This is a genomic window from Allokutzneria multivorans (assembly GCF_039537405.1).
GTDB lineage: Bacteria > Actinomycetota > Actinomycetes > Mycobacteriales > Pseudonocardiaceae > Allokutzneria > Allokutzneria multivorans.
The window spans coordinates 386,088-412,765 of the sequence record NZ_BAABAL010000006.1 but is presented as its reverse complement, the minus strand read 5'-3'; the positions used below and the strand labels follow the sequence as shown (position 1 = coordinate 412,765).

Genomic DNA, 26,678 nt, shown 5'->3' with positions numbered 1-26,678 from the left:
TGGTTTGCGGCCGTCCTAGACTGCGATGGTGAATGTCACACGGCGTCGGCGTCCGACGCTCGACGATGTCGCGGCGGCGGTCGGTGTCTCCAGGGCCACGGTGTCCAACGCGTACAACCGACCGGACCAGCTCTCCGCCGAGCTGCGCGCGCGGGTGCTCGACGCCGCCAAGCGCCTCGGCTACGCGGGGCCGAACCCCGTCGCCCGCAGCCTGGCGCGCAGCCAGTCCGGGGCGATCGCGTTCATGCTCGACGCCAACCTGTCCATCGCCTTCTCCGATCCGGCGCTGTCGATCACGCTGGACGCCTTCGCCACGGCCATCGCGCCGGGGGAGCACGCGCTCGTGCTGCTGCCCGGCGGTGAGGACGGCGGCCCGAGGGCGGAGCGGGTGATGCGCGCCCAGGCCGACCTGATGGTGTCGTACTCCTTGTCCGACAAGGCTTCCGCCCTGCAAGCCGTGCGTGATCGCGGGCTGCCGCTCGTGGTGGTCGACGAGCCCCACCTGCCCGGTGCGGCGGTCGTGGGCATCGACGACCGAGGTGGTTCCGAGGCCGCTGCCCGGCACCTCGTCGAGCTGGGGCACCGGCGGATCGGCGTGCTCGCGCAGGACTGCATGTACGGCTTCCCCGGCGGCCGGCGCAGCCGCGCGGAGGCCGAGGCCAGCCCGTTCCGGATCAACCGCGAGCGGCTCGGCGGCTACCTCGACGTCATCGCCGAGGCCGGGATCGACCCCGACTCCGTGCCGATCTGGGAGTTCAGCGGCATGGACCGCGAACGGGCCGTCGCCGGCGCGCACGCCGCGCTCGTCGAGGAACCCGGGCTGACCGCGCTGCTGTGCATGTCCGACGAGCTGGCCGCCGCCGCGACGACGGCCGCCCGGCAGCTCGGTCTGCGCGTCCCGGAGGACCTGTCGCTGGTCGGCTTCGACGACACGCCCACCGCGCGGCTGCTCGACCCGCCGCTGACCACGGTTCGCCAGGACCTGCTCGGCAAGGGGCGCATCGCGGGGGAGCTGGCGTTGCTGCTGCTGTCCGGCCGCAAAGCGCCCAAGCCGACCGTGCTCCCGACCGAACTCGTGGTCAGGGCTTCAACGGCGCCGCCGGTCAGCGCAGGTGGGAAGCCCCGTTGAGGTCCACGACCGTGCCCGAGGCCCACACCGCTTCCGGCGAGGCCAGCCACAGCACCGCCGACGCGATCTCCTCCGGTTCAGCGACGCGGCCGAAGGGACTCTGAGCACGGATTCGCTCTCCGGATTCGCCCGCGAGCCTGTCCGCGACGCGGTCGGTCTCGACGAACCCCGGTGCCACCGAGGTCACCGCGATCCCGTGCGGCGCAAGGGCGACCGCGAGCGACTGGCCGAGCGCGTGCAGCCCGGCCTTGCTCGCTCCGTAGGCGGGGTGGTCGGGCTCACCGCGAAAAGCTCCGCGCGAACCGATGTTGATGATGCGCCCGCTCTTCTGGCCGATCATGATCTGCGCGGCGCAGTAGCTGAGGTTGGCCGCCCCCACCAGGTTCACGTCAACGGTGTGCCGCCACGCCGCAGTCCAGTCCTCATAGGACGTTTCGGCGATCGGGTGCGCGACGTTGGCCGCCGCGTTGTTGACCAACACGTCCAGCCCGCCGAGCCCGGCAGCCGCTTCCTCCACGATTCGTTTGGCCTGCGCGGGATCTGCGATATCGCCTTGGACGAGAACACTGCCCTCCAACGTCTCTTGTGCCTGCTCACGGCGGGAGGAGTAGTGCACCGCGACCTCGGCCCCGTCGGCCGCGAACGCCCTGGCGATGGCGCGCCCGATGCCTCCCGAGGCGCCCGTGACGAGGACCCGCCTCACTTCGCGAAGACCTGCGAGTCGTCCGCGAACGCCTTGAACTCCAACGCGTTCCCGGCCGGATCGCGGAAGAACATCGTCCACTGCTCACCCGGCTGGCCCGCGAAGCGCAGGTAGGGCTCGATCACGAACTCCACGCCCGCGCCCCTGATGCGCTCCGCCAGCGCGTGGAAGTCCTCGATCGTCAGCAGCAACCCGAAGTGCGGCACCGGAACCTGGTGCCCGTCAACGGGATTGCTCGCCGCGTCCCCACCGTCCTCTTCGGACAGGTGCGTGACGAACTGATGGCCGTAGAGGTTCCAGTCGATCCACCGCTGCGCCGAACGCCCCTCGGCCAGCCCGAGCACTCCGCCGTAGAAGGAGCGCGCCGCGTCGATGTCGTTCACCGGGACGGCGAGGTGGAACCTGGGCAGTGCGCTCATCGCGCTCCTCCTAATGTCGACATTCGGACAAGTCATGCTCACGTTCTCGCAGGCTATACGCGTAGCGCAAGGGATCGCTAGGATGGAAAAATGAAGAAGGTGGAGCGTCGGGGTCTCTCCGGTGACGCCGCGGACCGCATCCGTGACGCCATCCTCGACGGCACGTTCCTGCCAGGGACGGCGCTGCGCGAGGTCGAGCTGGCCGCGACCCTCGGCGTCAGCAGGGGCGCCGTCCGCGAGGCGCTCGCGTCGCTGGAGCACGAGGGCCTCGTGCAGAGCGAGTGGCACCGCGGCACCCGCGTCACCGACGTCACGCCCGAGGTGGCCGAGGAGGTCTACACCCTGCGCGCCACCATCGAGCGCCTGGCCAGCACCCTCGCCGCGCAGCGCGCCACCCCCGCTGAGCTGGCCGAACTCGACGACGTCGTCGACCGCATGGCCATCGCCGTCGAGTCCGGCGCCGAGGCCGTCGAACTGCTCGCGCTCGACATCGAGTTCCACGACCGCGTGTACCGCGCCGCCCGGCACCGCAGGCTGTGCGAGGCGTGGCTGGCGCTGCGCTCATCGGTCCGCCTCTGCCAACTGACCCGCATCCGCCTCGGCCGGGCGGGCTACCGCGGCCTCGTCGTCGACGAACACCGCGAACTCGTCGAGCTGCTGCGCGGCACCGCCGAGAAGCGCCTGGCCCGCGTAGCGGAGGAGCACGTCCTCGGCGCCATGACCGCCCTCACCAAGGACCTCGCGCCCTAGCGGAGTTTCCGTTGCGCGGCAACGAAACGAAGCCTTTCCCGATCAGCTTTCGTGTTCCTTCGAACGGGCGAGCTATGTCCGTTTTGCGATGAAATGCCGACCGGGTGCAGCACAGTGCCGCCGTGAAGAAAATGAGTGCCGCGGCCATCAGTGCCGCGCTCGCCTGCACCGTGCTCGTCCCCGGTGCCCAGGCCGCCGAGAGTGCTCGGGAGTACCACTGCGGGTTCATCGCCCCCGGCAAGACCCCGGACTTCCGCGCCCGCTACAACCACTGCGGCCCGACCCGGGTGAACATCAAGGTGAAGAACATCGCCTTCACCGAGCAGGACCTGTGCGTCCCGCCCGGCGTGATTGACATCGAGGGCCACATCGACGGTTTCCGAACGATTGACGCCTGGTACACCGGCCTCTGCTGACCCCGGCCCCACGCCCGGCATCATCGGGGGTTGGGGCGTCTTCAAGACCCCCCAACCCCCCTGTCGATCATCGCTAACCGCAGCAAACCCCACCCACAAGCGCCGCGCGCATCCGTTTCGCACCCATTGCGGGGAACGGGTGCGAAACGGAAGAACGGCTAAGCCCGGGCGGGAGCGGTGGAGGACAGGCCGACGAGCTCGCGGGCCACGAGGACTCCGCCGACGAAGGCCACGGGCATGACGATGATGCCCAGGATCGGGATCATGCACAGCAGTGCGGCGGGCAGGCCGAGACCGAAGCCGAGCATCCGGCGCTTGCGCAGCAGGTCCCGCCGCTCCTTCAACGCCATGCCGCGCCGGTAGAACGGCACGCCGATCAGTTCGAGCGCCATGAACCACGACGTCACGAGCACGATCAGCGCCGGTACGACGAACTGCCCGAACACCGGGATGAACCCGGCGAAGAACAGCGGGACGGTGAACATCAGCGACCGCAGCAGCAGCCGGAACGTGTCCGCGATCCCCATGCCCAGCAAGGTGAAGAAGCCGAGGTCGACCGCGTTGGGGACGCCGCCGAGGTCGTCCTCGACCTTCTCCGCGATGGTCTCGTAGAACGGGCCGCCGATGGCGAGCGTCAACGCCGAGAACAGGAAGCTGCCGAGCATCAGACCCGCCGCGAACAGCACGACGGAGGCCGCGATCCGCAGGACGTTCCGCGCGCCCTCCGACCACGTGTCGGCGAACGGCGTGACCAGCGCGGCCAGTTCGTCCAGTGAGAAGAACAGGGTGACGAGGCCGCCGATCAGCAGCGCTGTCGTGATGATCGCCGGCAGCGCGCCGATCAGCAGCAGCCTCGGTTTGCTCAGAAGAATGCCCAGTCCTTGACCGAACATCCGAAGTCCCTTGAAGAAATCGCGCACCGGGCAAATCTGTCACAACCGGACAGGCGCGCGTCAGGGGTTTAGTCGTTTTCACCCGCCAACTCCGCCGCGATCCCGGCGGCGATCGTGTACGTGTCGCCGATCGGCTTGGCCGGGTGCACCGCCGCGCGCCGCGCCCAGTTGTCGGCTCGCGAGCACCAGTCGGTGAACACCGGAGGCACGCCGAGGTCGACAGTTTTGGCCAGCTCGGTGAACCAGCGCTGCCACCGCGCTCGGTAGTAGTCGCCCATCAGCCCGTGCCAGTCGCGGTTGGCGTACTCGTGGAACACGCCGCAACCCTTGATCGTCCAGATCGTGAGGATGGACCTGGCGTTCCACACCAGGACCTCCTCTTCGAGCGGAGTGCCTGCCCACGCCTTCGCGCGCTGCTCCCACGGCCCGAGCATCCACTGCTCGTGCGTGCCGAGCACGCGATCGGTCAGGTCGGCGTAGTGCAGGAACCGCTCGCCCAGCCGTTCCACTTCGAGCCGGTTCTTCGCCTGGTAGGCCGCGCGGACGCGGTCGAGCACGCGCCGAGCCCGGTTGGCGAGCACTTGACGGGTGACGTCGACGAGGTCATAGCGGTAGGTCTTGAGCTGCCGCAGCATCGGGTGCACGCGCAGCAACGCGGCGAGCGCGGGTTCGAACTGCTCGGGCGGGTAGCGCCACGTCTTCGGTGCGAACGAGGACGCGGAGGTGACCGTCAACGAGGGCTCGGCGGCGAACGGCGTCTCGTGCGGGCCCTCACCGCTGGTGTGGTTGGTCGACTTGTACGAGTACGCCGTGTTCAGCAGCACCCGCCACGCCGTCAGCGCGTTCTGGTCGGAGCTCCCGTAGCGCCGCCGCACGTAGTCGGCGATCCAACCGTCCAGCTCGACCGGCTCGTCCCGCCACGTCATCTCCGCGAGCAGGTCGCCGACGACGGGGTTGTGGTAGGTCCCCTCCAGCACCATCGCGGTCCCGGTGAGCCGCCCCCGGTCGGCCGCCTTGCGCACCGCGGGCAGCGTGCGCCCGGGCTCGACGAGGTTGCCGAACATGCCCAGGCGCCCACCGAAGTTCTGGATGGTGCCCCAAGCCCAAGGCGCGCCCCAGAAAGCATTCGTCTTGTTCCACAGTGGACCGTCGTCGGAGTCGAGGTCGAGCACGATCACGCGGTCCTTGTCGATCGCCTCGATCAGCTCCTTGCGCGGATTGCCCTGCCACGCCTGCAAGAGCCACGTCGCGTTCGGCACGGCCTTGGTGAGCGCGCCCTGCACCGCGCGCCCGGCGTCTCCGATCTTGACGTCGCCGAGCACCCCGCCCTCGTGCATGAGGTCGTTGGAGTAGTGCGTCGAGGTGCCGAAGTGCTTGGCCTGCAAGCGGTAGAACTGCTCGGCGAGCTGAGGCCACAGCGGGTCGGTCGCCGCGAGCCACCACGGCCGCAGGTGCCCGCCGTAGTCCTCCTGCGGGATCACCTTGGCGAAGGGGTTGCGCTCGGCGAAGACCCGGTCCGGCACGTGGCCGATGAACGCGGGCAGCACCGGGGTGATGCCGAGCTGCCACATCCGCTCGTTGATCTTCTTGCCGAGCTCGGCGCGCTTGCGCATCAGCTCGACGCTGACCGGGCCGCTGTAGGCGGACTCGCCGTCGTCGTAGCCGGTGATCTCGCCGTACCACTGCCACGGCTGGTGCGCCGGCTGCGCGATCCACTGCCGCACCTCGTACTCGGTGAGCCCGAAGCCCTGGAACAGCTCGTACCAGATGATCTCCTGGCCGACCATGGACAGGACGCGGTTGTAGCCGCTGGCCGCGAGCAGGTCGAGCTCGCGCTCCCAGTCCTCCCAGTGCCAGTACGGCATGGTGTAGCCGAAGACCGTGAAGTTGTACGCGTAGCGGTCGGTCAGCGAGGTCGTCTTCGTGATCGGCCGCTTCGGCGCGGGCAGCTGGCGGGGCAGGTCGAGCCGGTCGCCGTTGGTGGACAGGTGCCCGCCCGCGACGTGCTTGAGCCACCAGTGAAATCCCGACATCAGCGCGACCGGACTGCTCGCGGCGAGTTCGATCGCTCCGCGCTCGCCCGAGATGTCGAATACGTCGTAAGCGCCGCTCGGCGGTTCCACGGGCCGTAGGTCGAACTGTTGCGCCCATCCGGTGTTTCCGCCAAGCAAACGGGTGATCGCAGTTCTGAGTGCTGCCGTGTCGAATGTGCGTGGAGGTCGCGGGGATTCCGCTGACGCCAAACCGGGTGTGGCCGCTACCAGTGCTCCGGCCAACGCGGTGTGCAGGAAGCCGCGGCGGTGGAAACGGGTCATGTGATCAGCCCCCGAATGCCGGTTTTCCCACTAACTGTCCGGGTTTCCACGCCCGCTGGCCAGAGGAGTCATGCGAATGCAGGAGTCACACCGAGGCGGAGGAAGGCAGGTTGACGGTCAAACCCGAGGCCAGCACTCCGGAATTCGGCAGCAGCAGGGTGCCGTCCTCGGTGGACAGCGTCACGTAGGTCAGCCCGAGCGCGATGACCCGCCCGACGAACGGCCCGTTCAGCGCTCCGGAGCGCACCTCGATGGTGTCGCCGACCTTGAACGGCCGCACGAAGAGCACGACCAGCCCGGCGAAGACGTTCGCCAGCGTCTGCTGCGCGGCGATGCCGACCACCACGCCGGTGATCGCGCCGCCCAGCAGCAGCTGCTGCACCGGCACCGCCATCAGGCCGAGCGCGGTCAGCGCGACCAGCACGTATCCGACGACGGTGATGCCGATCTTGACCACGGAACCGGCCGACTGGAGCCCGCGCTGGTCGAACCTGCGGTCGATGTCGGCCGCGAGCAACCTGGTCACGGCGATCCCGCCGACGAGGAACAGCACGGTGCCCGCGACGAGCAGGATCTTGGCGAGGGCGCGGTCGTCGGGGTCGAGCAGCGAGCCCGGTGCTCCGGCGAGCGCGAGGCCCGAGACGGCTGCCACCACGGCGATGCCCAGCGGGAGAACTCTCATGCCGCCCGGGTACCCAGGAGCCCCCGTCCGGCTAACAGCCCATCGGCGGACAGCGGGCGGACAGTGATCAGGCTTACGCTTGTCGCGAATCAGCGGAATAGGCGGGGAGCGGGCGATGGTGTTGCGCAGAACCCCTTTGGCCATCGCGATGGTGATGGCGGTCGTGCTCGGTTCCGCCGCACCCGTGGTCGCCGACTCCGGTGGCGCATCCGTGGTCAGTGGAGCGGCTCGCTTCGAGGTGTTGACACCGACGTTGATCCGGATGGAATACGCCGGGGACCGCCGATTCGAGGACCGCCCCACATTCAACGCGGTCAATCGCCAGCTACCCCGCGTCGCCTTCACCAAGACCCAGGAAAAGGGTCTGCTCATCATTCGCACGGGCAAGCTGACGTTGCAGTACCGGCTGAATTCCGGGCCGTTCAACCAGGACAACCTGCGCGTGGACCTGATGGCCGGGTCGATGCCGGTGACCGCGCGCCCGGCGTGGGAGCTGGTCGGCTCGTGCGACTACGGCGCGCTCTGCGAGGCCGAGACGCAGCGCAACGTCAACGGCGCGATCATCGCCGACGAGCACCCCGGCTTCACCGGTCGCGGCTACGTCGCCGGGCTGACCCGCCGCAACGCCACGGTCGGCTGGACGGCCAAGAAAGTCCCTGCTGGCAAGCACTCCGTGCAGGTCCGCTACGCCAACGCGGTGCCCAGTGGTGAGCCGCAGACCATGACCGTGACGGCGGGCGACGTCAGCGTCCCGATCACCCTCGGACCCACCGGCGGCTGGGAGACCCGCGCCATCGCCAAGGTCGAGGTCGACCTCCCGGCGGGCGCTCCGGCCATGGCGGTGAAGTGCACGGAGGTCGGGCGCTGCGGAGTGGACATCGACAGCGTCGCCCTCACCCCGCTGGACGCCGCCTATCCGATCCCGGCCGATCCCGCGCACACGGCCGCGAACCTCGGCGGCTGGCGGCGCAGCCTCGACGAGGCCGACGGCCCGCGCGCGCTCTACGAAGGCATGATCAGCCGCGACGGCTGGTACCTGCTCAACGACACCGAGACCGGGATCATGCAGCCCAACGGCTCGGTCGTCGCGCGCCCCAAGCGGACGGGCGACTACCAGGACGGCTACTTCTTCGGCTACGGCCACGACTACCGGCAGGGTCTCCGAGACTTCCGCGACCTCACCGGGCCGTCGATGTTGTTGCCCCGCTGGACTTTCGGCAACTGGTACTCGCGGTACTACGCGCACTCCGACGCCGACTACCGCAACGAAATCGTGCCGGGCTTCCGCGCCAACAAGGTCCCGCTCGACGCGCTCGTGGTGGACACCGACTTCAAGGCGCCGAACAAGTGGAACGGGTGGGACTGGGATCCGCAGTACTTCCCGGACCCCAAGGGTTTCTTCGACTGGGCGCACCGCGAAGGCATCCGCGTCTCGCTCAACATCCACCCCAGCATCGCCACCAGCGATCCGCGCTACGCCGAGGTCCGCGCCGAGCTGGGCCGGGACCTGCGCGTCGGGCTCTGCAACCTGTCCGAGGAGTGCCGGGTCTTCGACCTCAGCAACCCCGCCGAGTCCGCCGCCTACTTCAACCTGCACCGGAAGTTCGAGGAGCAGGGAGTCGACGTGTGGTGGCCGGACAGCTGCTGCGACGGCAGCATGGCGCGCGGCGAAGGCATCTCCCCGGACAGCGTGCTCAACGCCCAGTACGCCAAGCGCGCGGACGACCAGGGCAAGCGCGGTTTTTCCTGGAACCGCAGCGGAAGCGGCTTCGGCGGCTACGCGCTCACTCCGGCTTACCCCGCGGGTCCCTGGGCCGAGCATCGGTACACAGTGGACACTTCGATGGATACGACGTCCACGTGGGAGCTGCTGTCCTTCGCCTCGTACTACACGATTCGGCGCGGCAACATCGGCATGCCCTACGAGTCGCACGACATCGGCGCGCACAACTACCCGGAGAACGGCAACAAGCTCCCCGAGGACCTGTACGCGCGGTGGGTGCAGTTCGGCACCTTCCAACCGTTGCTGCGCCTGCACTCCAACCACGGTGTCCGCCTGCCGTGGGACTACGCCGACCAGGCGCGCGCGTCCGCGACGAAGTTCCTTCAGCTCCGCGAATCCCTTGTCCCTTACACGTACTCGCTCGCGCGGCAGGCCCACGACACCGGCCTGCCGATGACGCGGGGGATGTACCTCAACTACCCCGAGCACGAGGACGCCTACCGCTTCGACCGCCAGTACCTCTACGGCGACGACGTGCTGGTCGCGCCCGTGGCTTCGCCCGGGATGACCGATGTGAAGACGAAGGTCTGGTTCCCGCCGGGCAGCTGGGTCGACCACTTCACCGGCAAGCGCTACACCGGGCCGTCCGTGCAGGAGGTCAGCACCGACCTTTCCACGATGCCGGTTTTCCTGCGGGGCGGCGGAATCCTGCCCACGCGCACCGACTACGTCGACCACTCCGGGCAGCGGCCGTTGGACCAGGTGACCCTGGACGTCGCCTCCGGTGGCATCGGCACGTTCTCGCTGTACGAGGACGCCGGAGAGGGAAATGCTTACCGCGCAGGGGAATTCGGTCGGACCGAGATCCGCTACACCGAGCGCGCGGGCTCTGGAACGCTCACGATCATGCCTCGCGTCGGCACCTTCCCCGGAGCCGTGCCGAACCGAACGTGGACCGTGAACATCCGCGATGTCGCAGCTGCTCCGCAAGCCGTTGCGGTCGCTGGCGCAGCCACTCCGTTCACCTACGACGCGGCGGCCCGAACCCTCACAGTCAAGATCACCGCCGCCGCCACCGCCCAGACCACCCTCACCACGACTGCGCGCTAGTTCGTTCCCGGGCGGGGCGGATCGGTCCAGCCTTCCCTGGTGGCGATCTTCGTCGCCCCGACGGCTACCAGCACACCGACGGCCGCGCTGACCAAGTGCAGGCCGTTGTCCGCCCAGTTGATGTTCAGGAAGTTGATCTCCGGCGTGGACACCGCGAACAGGCCGAAGACGAACACCGCTCCGTACGCGATCGCGAGCACCCAGCCGAACACGGCGGTGGCCCGCAACCCCGTCGACGCGGCTGCTCCGGCCAAGCCGATCGCGAAGTGCACGAGGTTGTGCAGCGGGTTCACCGTGAAGCCCAGCAGGTGAACGTCGTGGTCGTGCATGAAGAAGTCGTCGAACCCGGTCACGGTGAAGCCGACCAGGCCGATCAGGAAGTACACGGCGCCGACGACCAACGCGGTGACCTGCGGCCAGGGAAAGCGCGAGCTGTGCGGCTGCGCGGCCGCAGGTGTGCTGTTCATACTCGCTGGCTACCCGCTATTCGCGCGTGCACCCTCGACAACACCTCCGCATACGAGGATCGTGCGGCGCATGGAACGCAGCGTTGACATCAGCGCGTCGCCGGAAGCCGTGTACGGCCTGGTCAGCGACGTGGCACGGCAGAGCCGCTTCGTTGCGGAGTCGACGGACGCGCGCTGGCTGAGCTCCGCGCGCGGCGTCGGCGCGAGGTTCCGCGCCGGGAACCGCAACGGGCTCTTCCGCTGGTGGACCACGGCGGAGGTCGTCCTCGCCGAGCCCGGGCGCTGCTTCGCCTACCGCGTGCGGAGCTTCGGCTCGCTCGTCGCGGAGTGGCGCTACGACATCGAGGAGAGCGACCTGGGGTGCCGCGTCACGGAGAGCACCCGTGACCTGCGCAATCGCCTCTTCCGCGCGGTGATCGCGCCGGTCGGCACCGGAGTCGTCGACCGGGAGAGCCACAACCGGGCCAACATCGAGAAGACCCTGGTGCGGCTCAAGGAACTCGCAGAGGCGCCATCGTGACCGTCGGCGAGACGAACGGGATGTAGGCCAGCCCCAGCGGATTCCCGTTGGCCAGCAAGGAGATCCGCGCGCGGGTCACGGCGGCGCCGATCGGCTCGCCGTGCACGAGGAAGCCGCGCAGGACCTCCTCGGCGAACTGGTCGGCCATCTGCTCGAAGACCGTGATCTCGGTGCCGATCACCCCGCACGCGAAGGCGTCCTCGACGAAGAAGCTCACGAAGTCGATCGCCCGCTCCGGCTCCAGATCCGTTGTCCGGCAGCCGTTCAGGAACACCAGCGGTCGGCTCCACGACCACCGCGGCCGCCGTTCGCGGAGGGTGTCCGGGGTGATCGTCGGCCCGCCCCGCCTGCCGACCTGGAGGTACGGGACCTCGCCGCTCACGCCGCCGTGGCAGTAGAAGTAGACGATCTGCGGGTCGCCCTTGAGTGCCGCGAGCGTGCTCTCCCGGTCCTCGCCGAGCCGGTAGTCCTTCCACGGCAAGAGCTCTCGCAGCGCGTCGCGGTGTGCGGCCGTCGAGGCGAAGTCCTCGTAGACCCCGCCGACGAGCCGCGCTCCGCCGTCGTGGGGGAGCAGCGACGGCACGGCGGGCGCCGCCCCGAGCGACGCGGGCAACCCGAGCGCGTGGCGGAAACCCCAGAAGCCACCGGGGCACACGACGTTCGGGTTCGGCCTCAGCGCCTGGCGGCATTGGCGCTGGAGGCAGGGGCTCCGAGGGATCTCGTTGCGGCTCGCCCAGTCCAGGAAGTCCTGACACAGAGCCAACTTCGGCGCGTTGCTGTCCACCGGCAGGTCGTAGACCATCGCTGCGGGGATCACGTGCTGAGCGCCTTCTTTCAAGGCGATCTGCACGAAACCCGGAGCGCCGAGCGCGTCGGCGATGCGGTCGGCCATGTCGTAGGAGTTCTCGTTCACCGAGCGGCCCAAGGCCCTGACCAGCACGTGGTAGAGCCGATAACCGTTGACCGCCAAGGTGATCAGGTCGTTGCTGACCTGCTCGACGCTCGGTGGGAGCGCGTAGCGGTAGGTGAACTCCTCGCGCCACGGGTGCTCGTTGCCCCACGCCACCCGGCTCAGCGCGCCCCTGGCCATCCTGATCGCGCTCGTCAGCTGGTGCCCGGAGATGCTCGCCTCCGCCCGCAGCACGTCCTCGCCCTGCTTGGCGAACACCCGCAGCGCGTGCGTCCCCCTGCCGTCGTCGTCGAGCAGCAGGCTCGCGCTGTACTGGTACGGCGTGTACCGCAGCGGCACATCGTCCGGATCCGCGATGCGAAAGTCCACAGTGGACTTCAGTTCACCGGGGTTCGCGGTGACGAGTTGCGACTGGATCAACTCCTGCTGCCAGTAGATGTTGCAGCGCAGGCGAAGCGGCCGCAGCTCGCGCGGAGTGCGGACGGGGAAGAACAGCCGGGTCGGATGCTCCACAATGGACGGTTGGCGGAGCACGCGCGCCGAGCCGTCCGCGTTCATCTCCAGCACTCCGGTGGCCGATGCCGGATCGATACCGAGCTCTCCGGGGAATCCGTACAGCACAACGGTCAGCTGCGAGTTCGCCGGCAGGTAGGGCTGCAACGACATCGGTGTCGCCTCAACGGAAGCGCTGACGAGCGCTCCGACATCGAGCCAGAACCAGTAACCCCAGGCGGGCCGCAACGTCGCGTCCGGTGTCAACGGCACCAGTGGCGCGTCCGCTTCGGCGAAGCCCGTGTTCACGGCGTTCGCGGAGGCGCTCGGAAGTACCCCGATGCGCTCGCCGCCCGACCGGAGCGAGGGCCCATCATCGGCTTCCTCGAACACCGGTAGCGGAATCTCCATCTGCGCAATGACATTGACGTGCGCGAGCCGGACCGGCTTCCCGTCTTCCCCATGCCGCACGAGGGTCGCGCGCGCCGCGAGGAACTGCGACACGATCGGCGTCGCCGGGATCTCGATGCTCAGCTGGTACTCACGGGACTCCGCGCCCCACGTCCCCGTGCTGAACCCCAGTGGGCTCGCCTCGTCGGTGAGATCGACCTGCCGGGGCGAGATCTGCCGCAGGAAGCGCAGGCGCGCGTGCTTCGGCAGCTCCAGTCGCAGGTGGACGCCGTCCTCGACGCCCTCCGTGGAGCTGTCCGGGCCCACGTAGTTGCACAGGAAGCGGTCCGCGTACGGCGCCGCCGCCTCCGCGAACTCCTGCCTGGTCCCCGCCGTGATCAACATCGCGCGCGGGTGCGGCCCGGCGTGCTCGGTGAGCATCACGGCGGCTCGCCCGAGCCAGTCCGCGAACCGCGCTCCGCCCTGCCGCCCCAGCTTCCCGACCGCCGCCTTCGCCGCCGCTCGCGTCCGCTGGTCCGCCACCACCAGGCGCGCCCCGTCCGGCAGCGTCGTCGTGCCCGCGACCACCGCGAACTCCACCCCGTCCGCGATCGCGTCGACCGCGCTGAGCACGTGCGCCTTCACCGCCGCGAACCCCGCCCGGTTCGACCGGTCGAAGACGATCACTTCCGCCGTCCTCGGCAACGGGTGCGCCGAGACCGTCAGGACCGCGTTGACCTCGCGGTCCGCCGCTTTGAGCGGTTTCGGGCCGCGCACCGCGACGTCGAAGCTGAGCCGGTCGAGCATGATCCGCCTCCGTCTCAGCGGCGCGGGCCGTCGTCTACAGGGCCGCTGTTTGCAGGGTCGCTGTTTGCAGGGCCGTTGTTTGCAGGGTCGCTGCCTCCTGGCCCGTTGCTTTCAGGCCCCTTGTGCTCCTGGGCGCCCATCGCACCCCGGTCCGGCCCGTTCTGCAACCGCTCACCCGGCCCGACTTCGCGACGCCTGCCATCGATCACGACGGGAACCCCTCAATCACCAACTCTTGCACGCACGAGCCCCCAACGACCCCAAACCTCAACCCCCACACCCACCCCCGCCGCGACGTACCCAATGTGGCATTTGTTTCGCCAGACGTAACCAATGCCGCATTGGTTACGTCCCCGCCGCCCCCAACGCCCCGTTCCCCCTCGTAAGCCCCGAACGACCCCTTCAGGTACTTGAACGCACCAAACGACCCGTTCAGCGCGCTCAGGCCCCTGAACGACCCGTTCAGTGCGTTGGAGGGCCCCAAACGACCCGTTCAGCGCGCTCAGGCCCCTGAACGACCCGTTCAGTGCGTTGGAGGGCCCTGAATGACTCATTGAGGTACCTCAACTCCCCGAATGACTCCTTCAGGTACTTGAGAGTCCTCAATGACTCATTCAGCTACTTCAACGCGCTGAACGAGTCATTGAGGTGGTTGAGCGCACCAAACGAGCGAGGCTCAGGTCATCAGGCCGGAGCGCCACGCCCACGAAGCGATCTCCACGCGGTTGCGCGCGCCGAGCTTGGACTGCACGGACGCCAGGTGCGTCTTCACGGTGGACAGCGACAGGAACAGCTCGGCGCCGATCTCGGTGTTGGTCAGCCCCCGAGCCACCGCGCGCACAACATCCAGCTCGCGCTCGGTCAACGCCTCGTGCGGCTTGTCGGCCACGCTGACCGAAGGCTTGTTGAAGTGCTCCAGCATCCGCACGGTGATCTGCGGCGAGATCAACGCGTCCCCGCGCTCGGCGGCCCGCACGGCCTCCACGAGCAGCGCGGGACCGGCGTCCTTCAGCAGGAAGCCACTGGCGCCGTTGGCCAGAGCGGTGTGCACGTACTCGTCGAGGTCGAAGGTGGTCACGACGACGACCTTGATCGGGTCGGTGACGCCGGGGCCGCACAGCTGCCTGGTGACCTCCAAGCCGTCGAGCCCAGGCATGCGGATGTCCATCAGGCACACGTCGGGCCGCAGCTCGCGCGCCTTGCTCACCGCGGAGATGCCGTCCCGGACGTCGGCGACGACCTCCATGTCGTCCTCGTTCTCCAGGATCATCCGGAAGCCGATGCGCACCATGTCCTGGTCGTCGGCGATGAGCACCCGGATCGTCATTGCTTGGCCTCCCCGACCGGCAGCTCGGCGAAGACCTCCCAGCCGCCCTTCCACCCCCGGCCGGCCGAGAAGCGACCGCCGAGCAGTTCGACGCGTTCCCGCATTCCGACCAGACCGTAGCCGCCGGAGCCGCCGATCGGATCATGGGCCGAGCCCTGCCCGTCGTCGGCGACGACCACCCGCGTCCTGCCCTCCTCGCTGATCACGTCGATCTTGATCACCGAGGCGTTCAGCGCGTGCTTGTGCGCGTTGGTCAGCGCCTCCTGCACCAGTCGCAGCACGGAGCGCGCCACCTCGGCGGGCACCTCCGCGCGCAGGTCGATCCGCAGTTCGATCGGCGGTCCGATCTCGCGCGCCTCCTCGACCACCTTGCGCACGTCGGCGGCGAGGTCGGCGGTCGCGGACTCCGCGGCGTCGACGCCGATCCGCGCGTCGGCGTCGCGCAGCGTGCCGACCAGCCGTCGCATCGCGGTCAGCGCGTCGCTTCCGCTGCGCGCGACGCTGGGCAGAATCCTTTGCGCCGCAAGGGGATCCTTCTCGGCGACGATCATCGCGGCCTGGGCCTGCACGACGATCCCGGTGACGTGGTGCGCGACGACGTCGTGCAGTTCGCGGGCCAGCGCGATGCGTTCCTGCTGCTGCGCCGAGGTCACCGCGTGCGTGACGGTGCGCTGCCGGTCCTTCTCCCGAGCCCGGAAGTACAGTCCGGTGCCGACGGCGAGCGCGAACAGCATGAAGGTCGGGAACGCCTCGTCGAAGTTGTTCAGCGACCAGCCCGACCGGGCGTTGTGGGGCCTGAAGATCGCCGCGACGAGACCGGAGAACCAGATCGTCACCACGGCCGTCGTCGCCCACCGCCCCGGCGCGGAGCGGACCACCGTCGCGATCAGCACCATCATCGACGCGGTCTCCGACGGGGACACCGGGCTGAAGACGGCAAAGGTGTCGGTGCCGGTGAAGGAGTAGCCCAGCGAGGTCCCGACGAGCATCGCCGCGCCGATGAACGCGGCGTCGATCGGCCTGCGCGGGGAGATCACCGCGACCGCGGCGAGCAGCACGGCGGGCGGGAGCGCGAGCAGGTCGCGCGTGGGCCCCGTCGACACCAGCTCCGCGACCAGCAACAAGCCGAGCGCGAGCGCGATCGGCCACTGCCGGCGCATGAGTGCCTGCCAGCTCGCCAGGGAGTTGTCCACGAGACAGCAGGCTACGACCACCGCGGCCGGGAGCGGGTCGGCCACGCGGCCATGACCGCCCTCGGCCATTCGGCCGACCGATCGGGTGACGGCCCGGCCCGCTGGCCGAAGTGGTGGGACCGCGCCGGGACGCAGGGTTGTCCCAGTCGTTCACATCTTGGAGGAGACGGTGACAGAACCGATGGGTCTGAACCCACTTGCCGATCGCCAGCCCATTCTCGTCGGGCAGGGCCTGGTCAAGCGCTACGGGCAGACCCACGCGCTGGCCGGGGTGGACATCGCCGTGAACGTGGGTGAGGTCGTCGCCATCGTCGGCCCGTCCGGTTCGGGCAAATCCACGCTGCTGCACGTGCTGGCCGGGATCCTGCCCGCGGACGGAGGGGACGTCCTGGTGGCGGGTCGTCCCATCACCCGCCTCGGCGAGGGGGAGCGCAGCAAGCTCCGCCGCAGCGCGTTCGGCTTCGTCTTCCAGACCGGCATGCTCGTGGCCGAGCTGAGCGCGGAGGAGAACGTCGCACTGCCGCTGCTGCTCGCGGGCGGCTCCAAGAAACAGGCGATGGGCACCGCCCAGGAGTGGCTGATCAAGCTCGGACTCGGCGGGATGGAGCACCGGCGCCCCGGTGAGCTCTCCGGCGGCCAGGCGCAGCGGGTCGCCATCGCCAGGGCGCTCGCCCACCGGCCCCGGGTGATCTTCGCCGACGAGCCGACCGGAGCGCTGGACTCGCGCACCGGCGAGGAGACGGTCACCGCGCTGCTGCACGCCGCGCGCGCCACCGGGGCCGCCGTCGTCATCGTCACCCACGACCCCAACGTCGCCGCCCGCGCCCAGCGCGTCGTGGAGATCACCGACGGCCGGATCGCACTGCGAGCCGCCGCGTGAACCCTCTGCAACTGGCCGTTCGCGTGCTGCGGGCCGACTCCCGCAGCCGCGCGTCCGCCCTCTTCACCATGCTCGGCGTCGCGGTCGGCGTCGCGCTCGTGGTGTGGCTGGCCGCCACGCCCGGCGCGATCCAGAACCGCGCCGACCGCGAGAGCTGGCGCTCCCAGTACAGCGCGGGCGGCCCCGAGCAGTCCGCAAACCAGCCGCTGCTCGTCGTCAAGACCTACGACGACGTCGACGGCGAGCGCGTGCACCGCTTCGACGTGGCCGCCCTCAAGCCCGGCATCCCCGTGGCACCCGGCATTCCCCGCGTCCCCGGCCCCGGCGAGGTCTTCCTCTCCCCAGCGCTGGCGGAGCTGGCCGCGAAGCGCCCGCCCGCCGAGCTGGCCGAGCGGTTCCCCGGCAAGGTCGTCGGCGCGCTGGGCGACGAGGCGCTGAGCTACCCGGGCGAGCTGGTCGCGATCGTCGGCCACGCCCCGGACGCCATGCCCTCAGGAGCGCAGTCGCGCGCCGATCTGGCCCGTCCCGAGCGCGGTGGCCACCCCGACGGCCTCCTGCTGCTGCTCTCCCAGGTCGGGCTGATCATCCTGGTGGTGCCCTGCCTGGTGCTGGTGGCCTCGGCCGCTCGGCTCACCGCGGCGCGCAGGGAGCGCAGGCTGGCCGCGCTGCGGCTGGCGGGAGCGACACCCCAGCAGGTCGTCTGGATGACCGTCGCGGAGACCGCCGTCGCCGCCGTCGCCGGCACGGTGCTCGGTCTGATCATCGGCATCCCGTTGCGCTCGCTCACCTCGCGGATTCCGTGGGAGGGCGGCACCTGGTTCCCCTCCGACTTCACGCCGAGCGCGCTGCTCGTGATCGCGGTGCTGGTCCTCGCCCCGCTCATGGTCTGCTTCGCCGCGGTGTTCGGGCTGCGCCGGGTGCTCAACCAACCGCTCGGTGCCGCCAACCAGCACACCAAGCGCCCGCCGAGCGTCGCGCGGCTGCTGCTGATCTTCGGAGCGGGCGCGATCTTCTTCGTCGGCCTCGGCATGGCGCAGGGCAGAGGTGGCACCACCACCTACGTGCTGGTCGGGCTCACGGCCGTGGCGATCGCCCTCGTGCTGGTCGGCCCGCTGGTGACCTCGTGGGTCGGCAGGTTCTTCACGGGCGTCTGGCGCTCCCCGGCGACGCTGCTCGCCGGGCGCAGGCTGCGCGATGACCCCAAAGCCGCCTTCCGCGCGTCCTCCGGCGTCGTGGTCGCGGTGTTCGCGGGCTCCCTCGCGCTGACCATGTTCCCCGGACTGGAGGGCAGGATCGGCTTCAGCGACGGCACCTGGCGGGACGGCGTGCTCGTCGCCCAGACCTACGGCGCGCAGGCCAAGCAGGTCGCGGCCGTGCGCACGGACATGGCGAAGAACGGTGTGACCGCGCCCGTGATCGCGATCAGTGAGGGGAGGCTCGGGGCCAAGGGCGACCGGAACTCCCAGTCCGCGATGGTGCTGAGCTGCACCGACGCCGTGAAGGTCCGCCCGGTCGACATAGGGGTCTGCCAGCAGGGACCCGCGATCTACGTGCCGAGGGGCACGCGCATCGCCCCCGGCGAGATCGTCTTCCAGAGCTACGGCTCGCGGGGCACCGAGTCCGCCGACATCGACCTGCCCACGCAGGTGCCGGTCCGCGAGTACCAGCCGAACGGCCGAGGCAGCGCGACCATCTTCGTCGACCCGGCGCTGGTGCCCCAGAACAAGCTCGCGATCAGCTCGGTCGCGGTGGTGACGACGCCGCAGAACGAGGCGGTGGCCCGCACCGCCGTCCTGCGCAACGTGGTCGGCGCGTCGATCTACAGCAACGGGGCCTACGACTCGCACGGTGACACCCTGCTCGGGGACCTGCGCCGGGTGACCGTGATCGGCCTGGCGATCGCCACCATCCTCGGCGGGGTGAGCGCCGGGGTGGCCGCCGCCGGGTCCGTCGTGGACCGCAGGCGCACGTTCGGTGCGTTGATCGCGGCGGGAACGCCAACGAACGTGCTGGTCAAGGCATTGCGCAGGGAGGCGATGCTGCCCGCGCTCGTGGCGACGGTCGGTGCGAGCGTCGCCGGTGCTTTCATCGGTGCCGGGCTGCTGACACTGGCCAAGGGCGACCTCGTCCTGAGTCCGTGGCTGGTGACCCCGGCGGTGCTGGGCCTGGTCGTCGCCCTGCTCGCCGCGGCCGCCTGCGGGCCGGTCCTGCGGAAGGTGACCGCCCGCGCGTACGCCGAGGAGTAGTCCGGCGTGCGTCATCCCTGACGGGGGGTTCGGGCCGGCATCGGGGGTCGGCCCGAGCCCCCCGTCAGGGTTTTTCCCCCTCGGCCGGATGGCGAGCGCGCTCTGGCCGCACAGCCGATCCGCCGACCCCCTTCGACCAGCGACTCTTGTGGTGTCACGCCGCAGAGGGGACACAACGGAGGAGCTGGAGATGGTCACCATGATCTGGATCGGAATCGCCGCGGGCCTGGTCGTTCTCGTCCTGATGGCCGTGTCGGACCACATGAACGACCACGCCCAGGCCGAGGACATCGCCCCCGCGACCGTGCCTGTCCTGGCCGAGCGCACCAAGACCGCCGCTGCCTCCGCCGTCCTGCCCACCCGCTCCACGCACCTGCCGACCGCCGCCTGAGACCGCTCTCCGGCCCAGCAGGATGTCGGCCGAGTGACCGGGAACGTCGCCAATCGCCGTCAATCGCTGTCCAAGCGGTGCCGCGCCTGAATATCCTGCGAACCTCCTGGCGCGGTCATCGCTCCAGGTCCGACGAAGCGGACAGACGGATGGCCTCGACCGAAGACCACTTAGCACCACCGCCGTCGCCGACGAGCCGGATGCCCGACGCGGGCGTCCCCGAGCCCGGCGGCCGCAGGCGGATGAGCAGGCGCGCCAAGACGGTGCTCAACATCGCGGCGGGCGGGGTCCTGCTGCTGGTGGTCGCGGTGGCGATCGGCGCCTGCTGGCTGTTCCGCGAGTCCGAGAACATGGCGATCACCAGGGCCACCTACGACTCCGTCGTGGTCGGCCAGCCCGAGCCCGTCGCCAAGCGGCTGCTGCCCTACGGCCAGTCCAAGATCGCCGCGAAGCTCGCGCGCAAGGCCGGGCTGACGGCCAGGCAGGACCACGCCGCCTGCCGGCACTACCTCTCCCGCGACGAGCAGGCCACGCACGCCGGGCACCTGCTGGTCTACCAGGTCTGCTTCGCGGCCCAGTCCGTCGCGACGAAGGCCCGCCTGGAGGTCGGCAACCTGGCCCCGAGAGGCCCCCGAACGGCCGAGCGACCCGAGCACTGACCCCCAAACCCCACCCCTTCGGGGGATAGCTCACACAAGAAGCACCCCGTTTCCGCGTGATGAGTCCCCGTCAGCGTGCTCTTACCTCGTGAGAGGTCTTGGCGGCGAGAGGGGAACGCAGTGGAACAGGTGACGCTCAGGGCCAACGTGCCCGCCGCCAGGGCGACCCCGGGGCAGCAGGTCGTCCGCGTGGCGCACGTGGACTCAGTTCCGCTCTTCCAGCAGGGCGTCGCCGCGGTGCTGCACCGCGACCCGCGCACCGTCTGGGTCGGCGCCGCCGCTTCCACCGCCGCCACGGTGAACCTCTGCCAGAGCGCCAAGCCGAACGTCCTGCTCGTCGACGCCGACGCCGATCCCGGAGCGCACCTGTGCCGCCTGCTCAGCGGCCTGCACCCCGACCTGGTCGTGGTGGTGCTGTTCCGGCAGAGCGCGCGCAGCGGGGGCGAGGTCGAGCGGGCGCGCCAGGCCGGTGCGCGTGGTTTCCTGCCGCGCGAGATCGATCCGAACCGCCTGCCCAGCGCACTGAGCCTCGCGCTGGAGAACGGCTTCTACATCGACCCCAGCATCAGCCCGCTGCTGAAGAACAGCGGCCACGCCAAGAACTCCGGCACCCTGCTCTCCCGCCGCGAGCAGGAGGTGCTCGGCCTGATCGCCGAGGGCATGACGGCCAAGCGGATCGGCAACCGGCTCGGCGTGTCCGAGGAGACCGTGAAGACCCACATCCGCCGGATACTGCGCAAACTGGAGGCGAGGGATCGCGCCCACGCGGTGGCCCGAGCCTTCCACGCCGGGGTGCTGCCACCCCGCTGACCAGCAGGGGAGAGACGCTCCGTGCAGTTCGGCGCCTACGCGTTCGTCACCGATGAGGGCATCCACCCCGCCGAGCTGGCCGGAGCGCTGGAGGAACGCGGTTTCTCGGCGCTGTTCGTCCCCGAGCACACGCACATGCCGCTCGACCACACGCCGTACCCCGGCGGCGGTCCGGTTCCGCGTCGCTACTGCCGCTCGCTCGACCCCTTCGTGGTCCTCGCGACGGCGGCCGCGGTCACCGAGCGCCTGGTGCTCGGCACGGCGATCGCGCTGCTCGTCCAGCGGGACCCGATCATCCTGGCCAAGGAGGTCGCCAGCCTCGACCACCTCTCCGGCGGCCGTGTCGAGCTGGGCGTGGGGGCGGGCTGGAACCGTCCGGAGATCGCCAACCACGGTGTGGACCCGCGCGTGCGCACACGGGTGCTGCGCGAGCGCGTGCTCGCCGTGAAGGAGATCTGGACCAACGAGATCGCCGAGTTCCACGGCGAGCACGTGGACTTCGGACCGATGCGCTCCTGGCCGAAGCCGGTGCGCTCGCCCCATCCGCCGGTCCTGCTCGGCGGTTGGGGTCCGACCCTGGTCGAACGGATCGTCGACCACGCGGAAGGCTGGATCGCCCCGCCGCCCTTCGGCCCGGCGAAGCTGGCCGAGCGGGTGGTGGAGCTGCGTCGCGCCGCGGGAGCGGCGGGGAAGCCGATGCCGTCGGTGACGGCCTACGTGCACGGACCCGATCAGCGGGTCATCGACGGTTTCGCCGAAGCGGGGGCGGACCGGCTGCTCTTCAGCCTGCCCGCCGCCGGGCGCGAGGAGAGCCTGCGCCTGCTCGACGACTTCGTCACGCGGATCGCGATCTGAGTCCGTGCACGGGGAGAACGGGGGGAGTGCGGCTCACACCAGGTTGTTCTGGCGGGCTTCCCACTCGAGGCGCTGCATGACCCACTCCTGGGCCAGCGCGGTCGGCGAGGTCTGCCGCATCTCGGCGAGTTCGCGGAGCTGCTCGTTGGCCATCAGCTGCAGGCGCAGCTGGAGGACCTGCGCGTTGCCGAAGCGGCGCCCCGAGGCGGTCGTCTCGACATCTGATTCGGGGGCCAGCGCGGCGAGGTAGGAGTCCATCTCCTTGTCGGGAGCGAGCTCCTCGGATTGCCGCACCGGCGGGCGATGGCGTCCAGTCGAAGATTTCAGTCGTCCAAGCACGCCGAAGAGGGTAGCCGGTGGACTCTGAACCGGAGTACTCCGTGACGTGTGTCACGGGCAGTCGCTTCGCCCAATCCTGCCCTACGCGTGGAGAGGCCCCCGCGCCAGGGGGAGGAACGCGGGGGCCGGAGGGGATCTCCACAGGCGCTGACGGGGGGTGTCAGCACGCCCGATTGTCGCACGCGCGCAGTTCGCTCAACAGGGGTGGAATTCAACATTTTTCGTCAAGATCTTTCAGAACACCCCGCCTGAACGGCGCTTATCAACGAATCAAGATCATTTTCCGCCCTGCTGGCCGGTGTGCGTCTCGGCCTTGCTGGGCTGGGTGTCGACCTTCCCCAGCGCCAACCCGGCGCCCACGAGGGCGACCAGTGCCACCGCCAGCGCGGCGAGCACCAGTGCCGGGTTCGCCCGCTTCGTCATGAACCGCTCGCGACCGCGTACCCGGCCTCGGTCACGGCGGCGGCGACCTCGTCGTCGGCCAGCGGCCGGCTGCTGCGCACGGTCACCGTGCCGGAGCTCAGCTCGACCTCGACGCCGGTCACGCCGGGGACCTCGGACAGCTCCTCGGTGACCGAGGCGACGCAGTGTCCGCACGTCATGCCGGTGACCACGTACTGCTGGGTCGTGGTGGTGGTGCTCACGCTCACGGCTGCTCCTGGGGGTGTGCTCTGCCTGGCGCCCCAGTCTCGCGCGGTCCCGGCGGGCGGGCGTGCCCGGGGCGCGGTCACTGAATCGAAACCGGGCGACGATCGTATGGTTACCCAGGGTTTTGACTGAATCACTCTGCGGGGGGCTGCGATCGGTTCTAGCGGTAGATAACCTGCGCCGGAAGCCCAAGTCGGGGAGGCGCGATGTACGGGTCGCTCGAAGTCAAAAAGTTCTTGTGGGAACAGGGTGAGTCGGTCGGCAGGCAGGCGGGCGGAGTGCCCATGCCGCGCAATGGCGATCCCTCACGGATCTCGGACGAGCAGGTGCACAGGGCCAGGGTCGCGGTCGCCCGCGGCGCCTTAGGAGCGGAGGACTGCCGGACCCTGCTGGACATGCTCGGCCTGGTTCCAGGAGAGGACGGTGCGCCCCCGGTGCAGCGCTGACCTGGGCTGTCGGTGATCCGGATGACCTGTGAGGACGTGAGGTGGGGCGGCGGCTGAGGCCTGCTCGCCCCACCTCACTCCTTGTTCGCGGGACGCTCCCGTGTCACTCGTCCCGCTCGGTGCGGCTCCCCCGAGACGCGCACCCCCCGGGCGCATCCGCCACCTGAAGACCCGGTTGATCGTTGTGCGTCTTTCGGGGCTTTCGCAAAAGATACCTGTGTGCTGCTTTCCCGGCAATCGCAGACAATTGTCATCGCCCGGTCGCAATTCGTGACCGCAATAGGCCAAAACGGTGGGGATGAGCCACGCGCCGCGTCGCGGGCATTACTTCCCGTGTTCGCCGTTCACCCTTCTGGCCCCTCGGAACGGTCAGATCCGCAGCCCCCACCCGCCGTCATTCACGAGGGTCTGCCCGGTCGTCCAGGCGCTGCCGTCGGAGATCAACCACTCGATGAGGTTCGCCGTGTCCTCCGGTCGGCCCCACCGCCCCATGGGCATTCGCCCGGCCACGTGCTCCCGCGCCGCGTCGTCGGCGCAGCCCGTGTCCACCGGCCCCGGGTTCACGCAGTTCACCGTCACACCCTTCGCCGCGAGCGCCCCCGCCAGGCTCGCCGTCACCTGCTGCAGCGCGCCCTTCGAGGCCGCGTAGGGCAGCTCGCCAGGCATCGCGCCGTAGTGCTGCCCGGAGGTGAACAGCACGATCCGCCTGCCCGGCCTGCTGTGGTCGCGCACCGCGTCGAAGCGCTGTGCCAGCAACATCGACCCCCGCACGTTCACCGCGTGTGCCAGGTCCAGCTCCGCCGCCGTCAGCTCCGCCAGGCTCTGCCCGCTGCTGCGCGCGTGCGCAGCCACCACCACGTCGATCGCCCCGAAGGCCGCCACCGTCGCGTCCACCACCGCCGCGGGCGCGTCCGGCTCCGCGAAGTCAGCCTCCACGTGCTCGATCCGCCCCGCTCCTGAGGGCAGCCTCCGCCTCAGTTCGTCGATGACGTAGATCACACCAAGTGGGTCCGCGCCCCACGGCTGCTCCGCGTCGTGCGCCTCCCACGACTGGGCGAGCACGTCCGCCCCCAGGCTCGCCAACCGCTCTGCCACGGCAAACGCGATCCCGGCCCGCCTGCTGACCCCGGTCACCAGCGCGGCCCGGCCGCGCAGAGGGAACTCCCGCATGCCCCCGGCGTCCCGCCCTCGGCAAACCCTTTTCGCAGGTCAGCCCCTTTGAGGACCCCCGTTTTGTATTTGCTGGACGGTCTGCCCTATGCTTTCGGTACTCCCAACGGGCAACCGGGAGGCAAGGTCGGGTTGGTCACCGAACCGACCTGGTCCCCATCGTCTAGCGGCCTAGGACTCCGCCCTTTCAAGGCGGCAGCGCGGGTTCGAATCCCGTTGGGGGCACTGCACTACAGTAGTAAGAAATGCCACTAGGCCCAGTGGCGCAGTTGGTTAGCGCGTCGCCCTGTCACGGCGAAGGTCGCGGGTTCGAGTCCCGTCTGGGTCGCCACGTTTCCAGTTCGCTGGAAGCAAGGCCAGGTAGCTCAGTTGGTACGAGCGACCGCCTGAAAAGCGGTAGGTCGGCGGTTCGACCCCGCCCCTGGCCACCACACATGAACTGCGAAGAGAAGCCCCAGCCGGATCGGCTGGGGCTTCTGTCGTCTCAGTCGTCGTCTCGGTCGCGTTGCCAGAGGTACCCGCCGACCTCCTCCAGAAGGACGCGAAGATCCGCACGGCTGGCGTCTTTATGATGCGGCGAGAAATGCTGGAGGCGGAGGAGTTCCCGGTGAGTGCCGACGGAAGCCAGGCCAACCCGTGGCATTGGTACGAGTACGAAGTCGGGCTGGCCAGTGAGATCGCGCGCGCCTGCGTCCGGTCCCTGACCTCCTTCCTGATCGGCCTGGGATGCGCCTTCGCGCTGATCATGTGCATGGGCCTGCTCGCCGAAGAGGACCTGCTCGACGATCGCGGCCTGGAGAAGGCCGTCGATCACCTCAGCCGCATGAGCTTGGGTGTTCTGCTGGCGTTCGTGCTGGTCGTGTGTGCCGCTGGTGCGGTGGCCAGCTTCCTGCGGGAGTCGACCACGTCCAGGGCGATCGTCAACGCGGCCGCCCGGGGCGCGTCCCGCCATGCCGTTCCTTCGCCCGACCAGGTTCGGTCCGTCACCGGCAAACCCGCGGAGGCACTCGCCTTCTTCGGCTGGGCGAACGCGACCCTGGCCGGCCCGCTGGGGGTGATCGGGCTGATCGTGGTGCTGGCGGAAGGAGACGATGCCGAGAGCGCGCTGATCTTCTCTCTCATCACCGGCTACGCGGTGATCATGGCCTTCGTCGGCTACGCCAGTTCCCACCTGCTCACCCCGGCCCATGAACGTCGCCATGCCCGGGTCGCCGCGCACTGGACTTCGAACGACGAAGAACAAGCCTGGAAGCCGGTGGAACAAGCGCGCCGTGACAGTGCGGGCAAGAAGACCACGCCCAGGCCGTCGATCGCGAAGCGGTGTCTTTACGGTGCTGCCGGTCTCTGGCTCGTGGGTGTCCTCGCGTTGCAGATGTCGGTGCTGACGCGCTGCGCGGGTGGGAAGTACGAGTGCAAGAAAACTACCTACTCCTCGCCGATCGAGGCCCTGATCGCCGGGGGCGTCTGGATCTTCGCGGTCCTGATCTCGGCGGGCATGCTGCTCGCGGTCATCGGCGTGCTGTTCGACTGGAGGCAGCGCCGGTCCGAACGTGCCGAGCTGCGCACGAGGTTGGCCGATCCGGCATCCGACCGCCCGGCCGAGGACCTGCTGGCTTACCACTCGCAGCGGCAGACACATCCGCTGGCGCGGGTCGGCGCGACGTTGTCCGGGGCGGGGCTGGTGTTCAGCACGTCCTCCTACCTGGTCGGCAACGGTCTGGGACTGGGCTCGGAGGACGTCTTCGCCGCTTACCGCACAGAATCGCTCGCCGCGATGGTCGTCTCGGTGGGCGTGTTCGCCGCCGCCCTGCTCGGCACCGGCATCGTCGGCGTGCGCGGCCGCGAACTCCGCAACGCCCTCATGCGGCGCTGGCCGTCGCCCACTTCCTGGTCGACCGACAGCGACGGGAAGGTGCAGCGCGCCAAGCGTGGCCCCGCGCTGCACAAGGCCTCGGGCCAGCGATGACGCGCCCCTTCCTCGGAATGCT

26 protein-coding genes and 3 tRNA genes are annotated in these 26,678 nt (G+C 69.7%); 16 read left to right on the top strand and 13 right to left on the bottom strand.

The window, feature by feature from the left end:
• Window positions 1-28: 28 nt before the first annotated feature.
• On the top strand, window positions 29-1,129 hold the full coding sequence (locus tag ABD798_RS11810; RefSeq protein ID WP_344873714.1) for a LacI family DNA-binding transcriptional regulator: 1,101 nt from the start codon (window positions 29-31) through the stop codon (window positions 1,127-1,129).
• Here the strand turns inward: ABD798_RS11810 and ABD798_RS11805 are convergent.
• On the bottom strand, window positions 1,104-1,832 hold the full coding sequence (locus ABD798_RS11805) for an SDR family NAD(P)-dependent oxidoreductase (RefSeq protein ID WP_344873712.1): 729 nt from the start codon (window positions 1,830-1,832) through the stop codon (window positions 1,104-1,106). The genes ABD798_RS11810 and ABD798_RS11805 overlap by 26 nt on opposite strands.
• Complete coding sequence (locus tag ABD798_RS11800; protein ID WP_344873710.1) at window positions 1,829-2,251, bottom strand: VOC family protein; 423 nt, start codon at window positions 2,249-2,251, stop codon at window positions 1,829-1,831. Before ABD798_RS11800 ends, ABD798_RS11805 begins: the two co-directional genes overlap by 4 nt.
• A 90-nt stretch (window positions 2,252-2,341) precedes the next feature.
• On the opposite strand from ABD798_RS11800, the gene ABD798_RS11795 reads away from it, so the two are divergent.
• Entirely contained in the window at window positions 2,342-3,001 is a 660-nt protein-coding gene (locus ABD798_RS11795; RefSeq protein ID WP_344873708.1) for a GntR family transcriptional regulator, read from the top strand.
• Between the two features lie 131 nt (window positions 3,002-3,132).
• On the top strand, window positions 3,133-3,417 hold the full coding sequence (locus ABD798_RS11790) for a DUF6355 family natural product biosynthesis protein (protein WP_344874008.1): 285 nt from the start codon (window positions 3,133-3,135) through the stop codon (window positions 3,415-3,417).
• 158 nt (window positions 3,418-3,575) lie between these two features.
• Here ABD798_RS11790 and ABD798_RS11785 read toward each other — a convergent pair whose 3' ends face one another.
• From ABD798_RS11785 to ABD798_RS11775, 3 genes are all read right to left on the bottom strand, one after another.
• Window positions 3,576-4,337 carry an EI24 domain-containing protein gene (locus ABD798_RS11785; RefSeq protein ID WP_344873706.1) on the bottom strand — a complete coding sequence of 254 codons (762 nt, stop codon included), beginning with the start codon at window positions 4,335-4,337 and terminating at the stop codon, window positions 3,576-3,578.
• Window positions 4,338-4,378: 41 nt separating this feature from the next.
• Window positions 4,379-6,625 carry an alpha-N-acetylglucosaminidase gene (locus ABD798_RS11780; RefSeq protein ID WP_344873703.1) on the bottom strand — a complete coding sequence of 749 codons (2,247 nt, stop codon included), beginning with the start codon at window positions 6,623-6,625 and terminating at the stop codon, window positions 4,379-4,381.
• 85 nt (window positions 6,626-6,710) lie between these two features.
• Window positions 6,711-7,307, bottom strand: coding sequence for a mechanosensitive ion channel domain-containing protein (locus ABD798_RS11775; protein WP_344873701.1), 597 nt, complete (start codon window positions 7,305-7,307; stop codon window positions 6,711-6,713).
• A gap of 115 nt (window positions 7,308-7,422) precedes the next feature.
• Here ABD798_RS11775 and ABD798_RS11770 point away from each other — a divergent pair, with 115 nt between their 5' ends.
• Window positions 7,423-10,140, top strand: a complete 2,718-nt coding sequence (locus tag ABD798_RS11770) for a TIM-barrel domain-containing protein (RefSeq protein ID WP_344873699.1) — start codon at window positions 7,423-7,425, stop codon at window positions 10,138-10,140.
• Here the strand turns inward: ABD798_RS11770 and ABD798_RS11765 are convergent.
• The gene (locus tag ABD798_RS11765) at window positions 10,137-10,607 is read right to left on the bottom strand and encodes a DUF4383 domain-containing protein (protein ID WP_344873697.1); all 471 of its coding nucleotides are present in this window, start codon (window positions 10,605-10,607) and stop codon (window positions 10,137-10,139) included. The two genes, ABD798_RS11770 and ABD798_RS11765, sit on opposite strands and share 4 nt — an antisense overlap.
• Window positions 10,608-10,677: 70 nt before the next feature.
• Here ABD798_RS11765 and ABD798_RS11760 point away from each other — a divergent pair, with 70 nt between their 5' ends.
• Window positions 10,678-11,127 carry an SRPBCC family protein gene (locus ABD798_RS11760; RefSeq protein WP_344873695.1) on the top strand — a complete coding sequence of 150 codons (450 nt, stop codon included), beginning with the start codon at window positions 10,678-10,680 and terminating at the stop codon, window positions 11,125-11,127.
• Here ABD798_RS11760 and ABD798_RS11755 read toward each other — a convergent pair.
• The 3 genes from ABD798_RS11755 to ABD798_RS11745 all read right to left on the bottom strand — a co-directional run bounded on the left by ABD798_RS11755 (window position 11,099) and on the right by ABD798_RS11745 (window position 16,246).
• On the bottom strand, window positions 11,099-13,726 hold the full coding sequence (locus ABD798_RS11755; protein WP_344873693.1) for a CHAT domain-containing protein: 2,628 nt from the start codon (window positions 13,724-13,726) through the stop codon (window positions 11,099-11,101). The genes ABD798_RS11760 and ABD798_RS11755 overlap by 29 nt on opposite strands.
• Before the next feature lie 676 nt (window positions 13,727-14,402).
• On the bottom strand, window positions 14,403-15,053 hold the full coding sequence (locus tag ABD798_RS11750; protein ID WP_344873691.1) for a response regulator: 651 nt from the start codon (window positions 15,051-15,053) through the stop codon (window positions 14,403-14,405).
• Complete coding sequence (locus ABD798_RS11745; RefSeq protein WP_344873689.1) at window positions 15,050-16,246, bottom strand: sensor histidine kinase; 1,197 nt, start codon at window positions 16,244-16,246, stop codon at window positions 15,050-15,052. Before ABD798_RS11745 ends, ABD798_RS11750 begins: the two co-directional genes overlap by 4 nt.
• Window positions 16,247-16,427: 181 nt before the next feature.
• Here ABD798_RS11745 and ABD798_RS11740 point away from each other — a divergent pair, with 181 nt between their 5' ends.
• From ABD798_RS11740 to ABD798_RS11715, 6 genes are all read left to right on the top strand, one after another.
• A complete protein-coding gene (locus ABD798_RS11740) occupies window positions 16,428-17,126 on the top strand; it encodes an ABC transporter ATP-binding protein (protein WP_344873687.1) in 699 nt (232 codons plus the stop codon).
• Window positions 17,123-19,372 carry an FtsX-like permease family protein gene (locus tag ABD798_RS11735; RefSeq protein ID WP_344873685.1) on the top strand — a complete coding sequence of 750 codons (2,250 nt, stop codon included), beginning with the start codon at window positions 17,123-17,125 and terminating at the stop codon, window positions 19,370-19,372. The genes ABD798_RS11740 and ABD798_RS11735 overlap by 4 nt, the downstream gene beginning before the upstream one ends.
• 199 nt (window positions 19,373-19,571) lie before the next feature.
• A complete protein-coding gene (locus tag ABD798_RS11730; RefSeq protein ID WP_344873683.1) occupies window positions 19,572-19,763 on the top strand; it encodes a hypothetical protein in 192 nt (63 codons plus the stop codon).
• Window positions 19,764-19,912: 149 nt separating this feature from the next.
• Window positions 19,913-20,422 carry a hypothetical protein gene (locus tag ABD798_RS11725; RefSeq protein ID WP_344873681.1) on the top strand — a complete coding sequence of 170 codons (510 nt, stop codon included), beginning with the start codon at window positions 19,913-19,915 and terminating at the stop codon, window positions 20,420-20,422.
• A 120-nt stretch (window positions 20,423-20,542) separates the two neighbouring features.
• On the top strand, window positions 20,543-21,232 hold the full coding sequence (locus ABD798_RS11720; protein ID WP_344873679.1) for a response regulator transcription factor: 690 nt from the start codon (window positions 20,543-20,545) through the stop codon (window positions 21,230-21,232).
• 21 nt (window positions 21,233-21,253) lie between these two features.
• Window positions 21,254-22,087 carry an LLM class F420-dependent oxidoreductase gene (locus tag ABD798_RS11715; protein ID WP_344873677.1) on the top strand — a complete coding sequence of 278 codons (834 nt, stop codon included), beginning with the start codon at window positions 21,254-21,256 and terminating at the stop codon, window positions 22,085-22,087.
• Between the two features lie 33 nt (window positions 22,088-22,120).
• Here the strand turns inward: ABD798_RS11715 and ABD798_RS11710 are convergent, their stop codons facing one another.
• The 3 genes from ABD798_RS11710 to ABD798_RS11700 form a co-directional block, all read right to left on the bottom strand.
• Window positions 22,121-22,381, bottom strand: coding sequence for a hypothetical protein (locus ABD798_RS11710; protein ID WP_344873675.1), 261 nt, complete (start codon window positions 22,379-22,381; stop codon window positions 22,121-22,123).
• 321 nt (window positions 22,382-22,702) lie between these two features.
• Window positions 22,703-22,849, bottom strand: a complete 147-nt coding sequence (locus tag ABD798_RS11705) for a hypothetical protein (protein WP_344873673.1) — start codon at window positions 22,847-22,849, stop codon at window positions 22,703-22,705.
• Window positions 22,846-23,028 carry a heavy-metal-associated domain-containing protein gene (locus ABD798_RS11700; protein ID WP_344874006.1) on the bottom strand — a complete coding sequence of 61 codons (183 nt, stop codon included), beginning with the start codon at window positions 23,026-23,028 and terminating at the stop codon, window positions 22,846-22,848. The genes ABD798_RS11705 and ABD798_RS11700 overlap by 4 nt, the downstream gene beginning before the upstream one ends.
• A gap of 330 nt (window positions 23,029-23,358) precedes the next feature.
• Between ABD798_RS11700 and ABD798_RS11695 the strand changes: the two genes are divergently transcribed.
• A complete protein-coding gene (locus ABD798_RS11695) occupies window positions 23,359-23,520 on the top strand; it encodes a hypothetical protein (RefSeq protein ID WP_425549199.1) in 162 nt (53 codons plus the stop codon).
• A gap of 369 nt (window positions 23,521-23,889) precedes the next feature.
• On the opposite strand, the gene ABD798_RS11690 is transcribed toward ABD798_RS11695, so the two are convergent.
• Window positions 23,890-24,690 carry an SDR family oxidoreductase gene (locus ABD798_RS11690; protein ID WP_344873669.1) on the bottom strand — a complete coding sequence of 267 codons (801 nt, stop codon included), beginning with the start codon at window positions 24,688-24,690 and terminating at the stop codon, window positions 23,890-23,892.
• A 152-nt stretch (window positions 24,691-24,842) separates the two neighbouring features.
• On the opposite strand from ABD798_RS11690, the gene ABD798_RS11685 reads away from it, so the two are divergent.
• The 4 genes from ABD798_RS11685 (at window position 24,843) to ABD798_RS11670 (ending at window position 26,656) form a co-directional block, all read left to right on the top strand.
• Window positions 24,843-24,915, top strand: a tRNA-Glu gene (locus ABD798_RS11685).
• A 29-nt stretch (window positions 24,916-24,944) separates the two neighbouring features.
• A tRNA-Asp gene (locus ABD798_RS11680) sits at window positions 24,945-25,021 on the top strand.
• Between the two features lie 23 nt (window positions 25,022-25,044).
• A tRNA-Phe gene (locus ABD798_RS11675) sits at window positions 25,045-25,121 on the top strand.
• Between the two features lie 176 nt (window positions 25,122-25,297).
• Window positions 25,298-26,656, top strand: a complete 1,359-nt coding sequence (locus tag ABD798_RS11670; RefSeq protein ID WP_344873666.1) for a hypothetical protein — start codon at window positions 25,298-25,300, stop codon at window positions 26,654-26,656.
• Window positions 26,657-26,678: the final 22 nt, after the last annotated feature.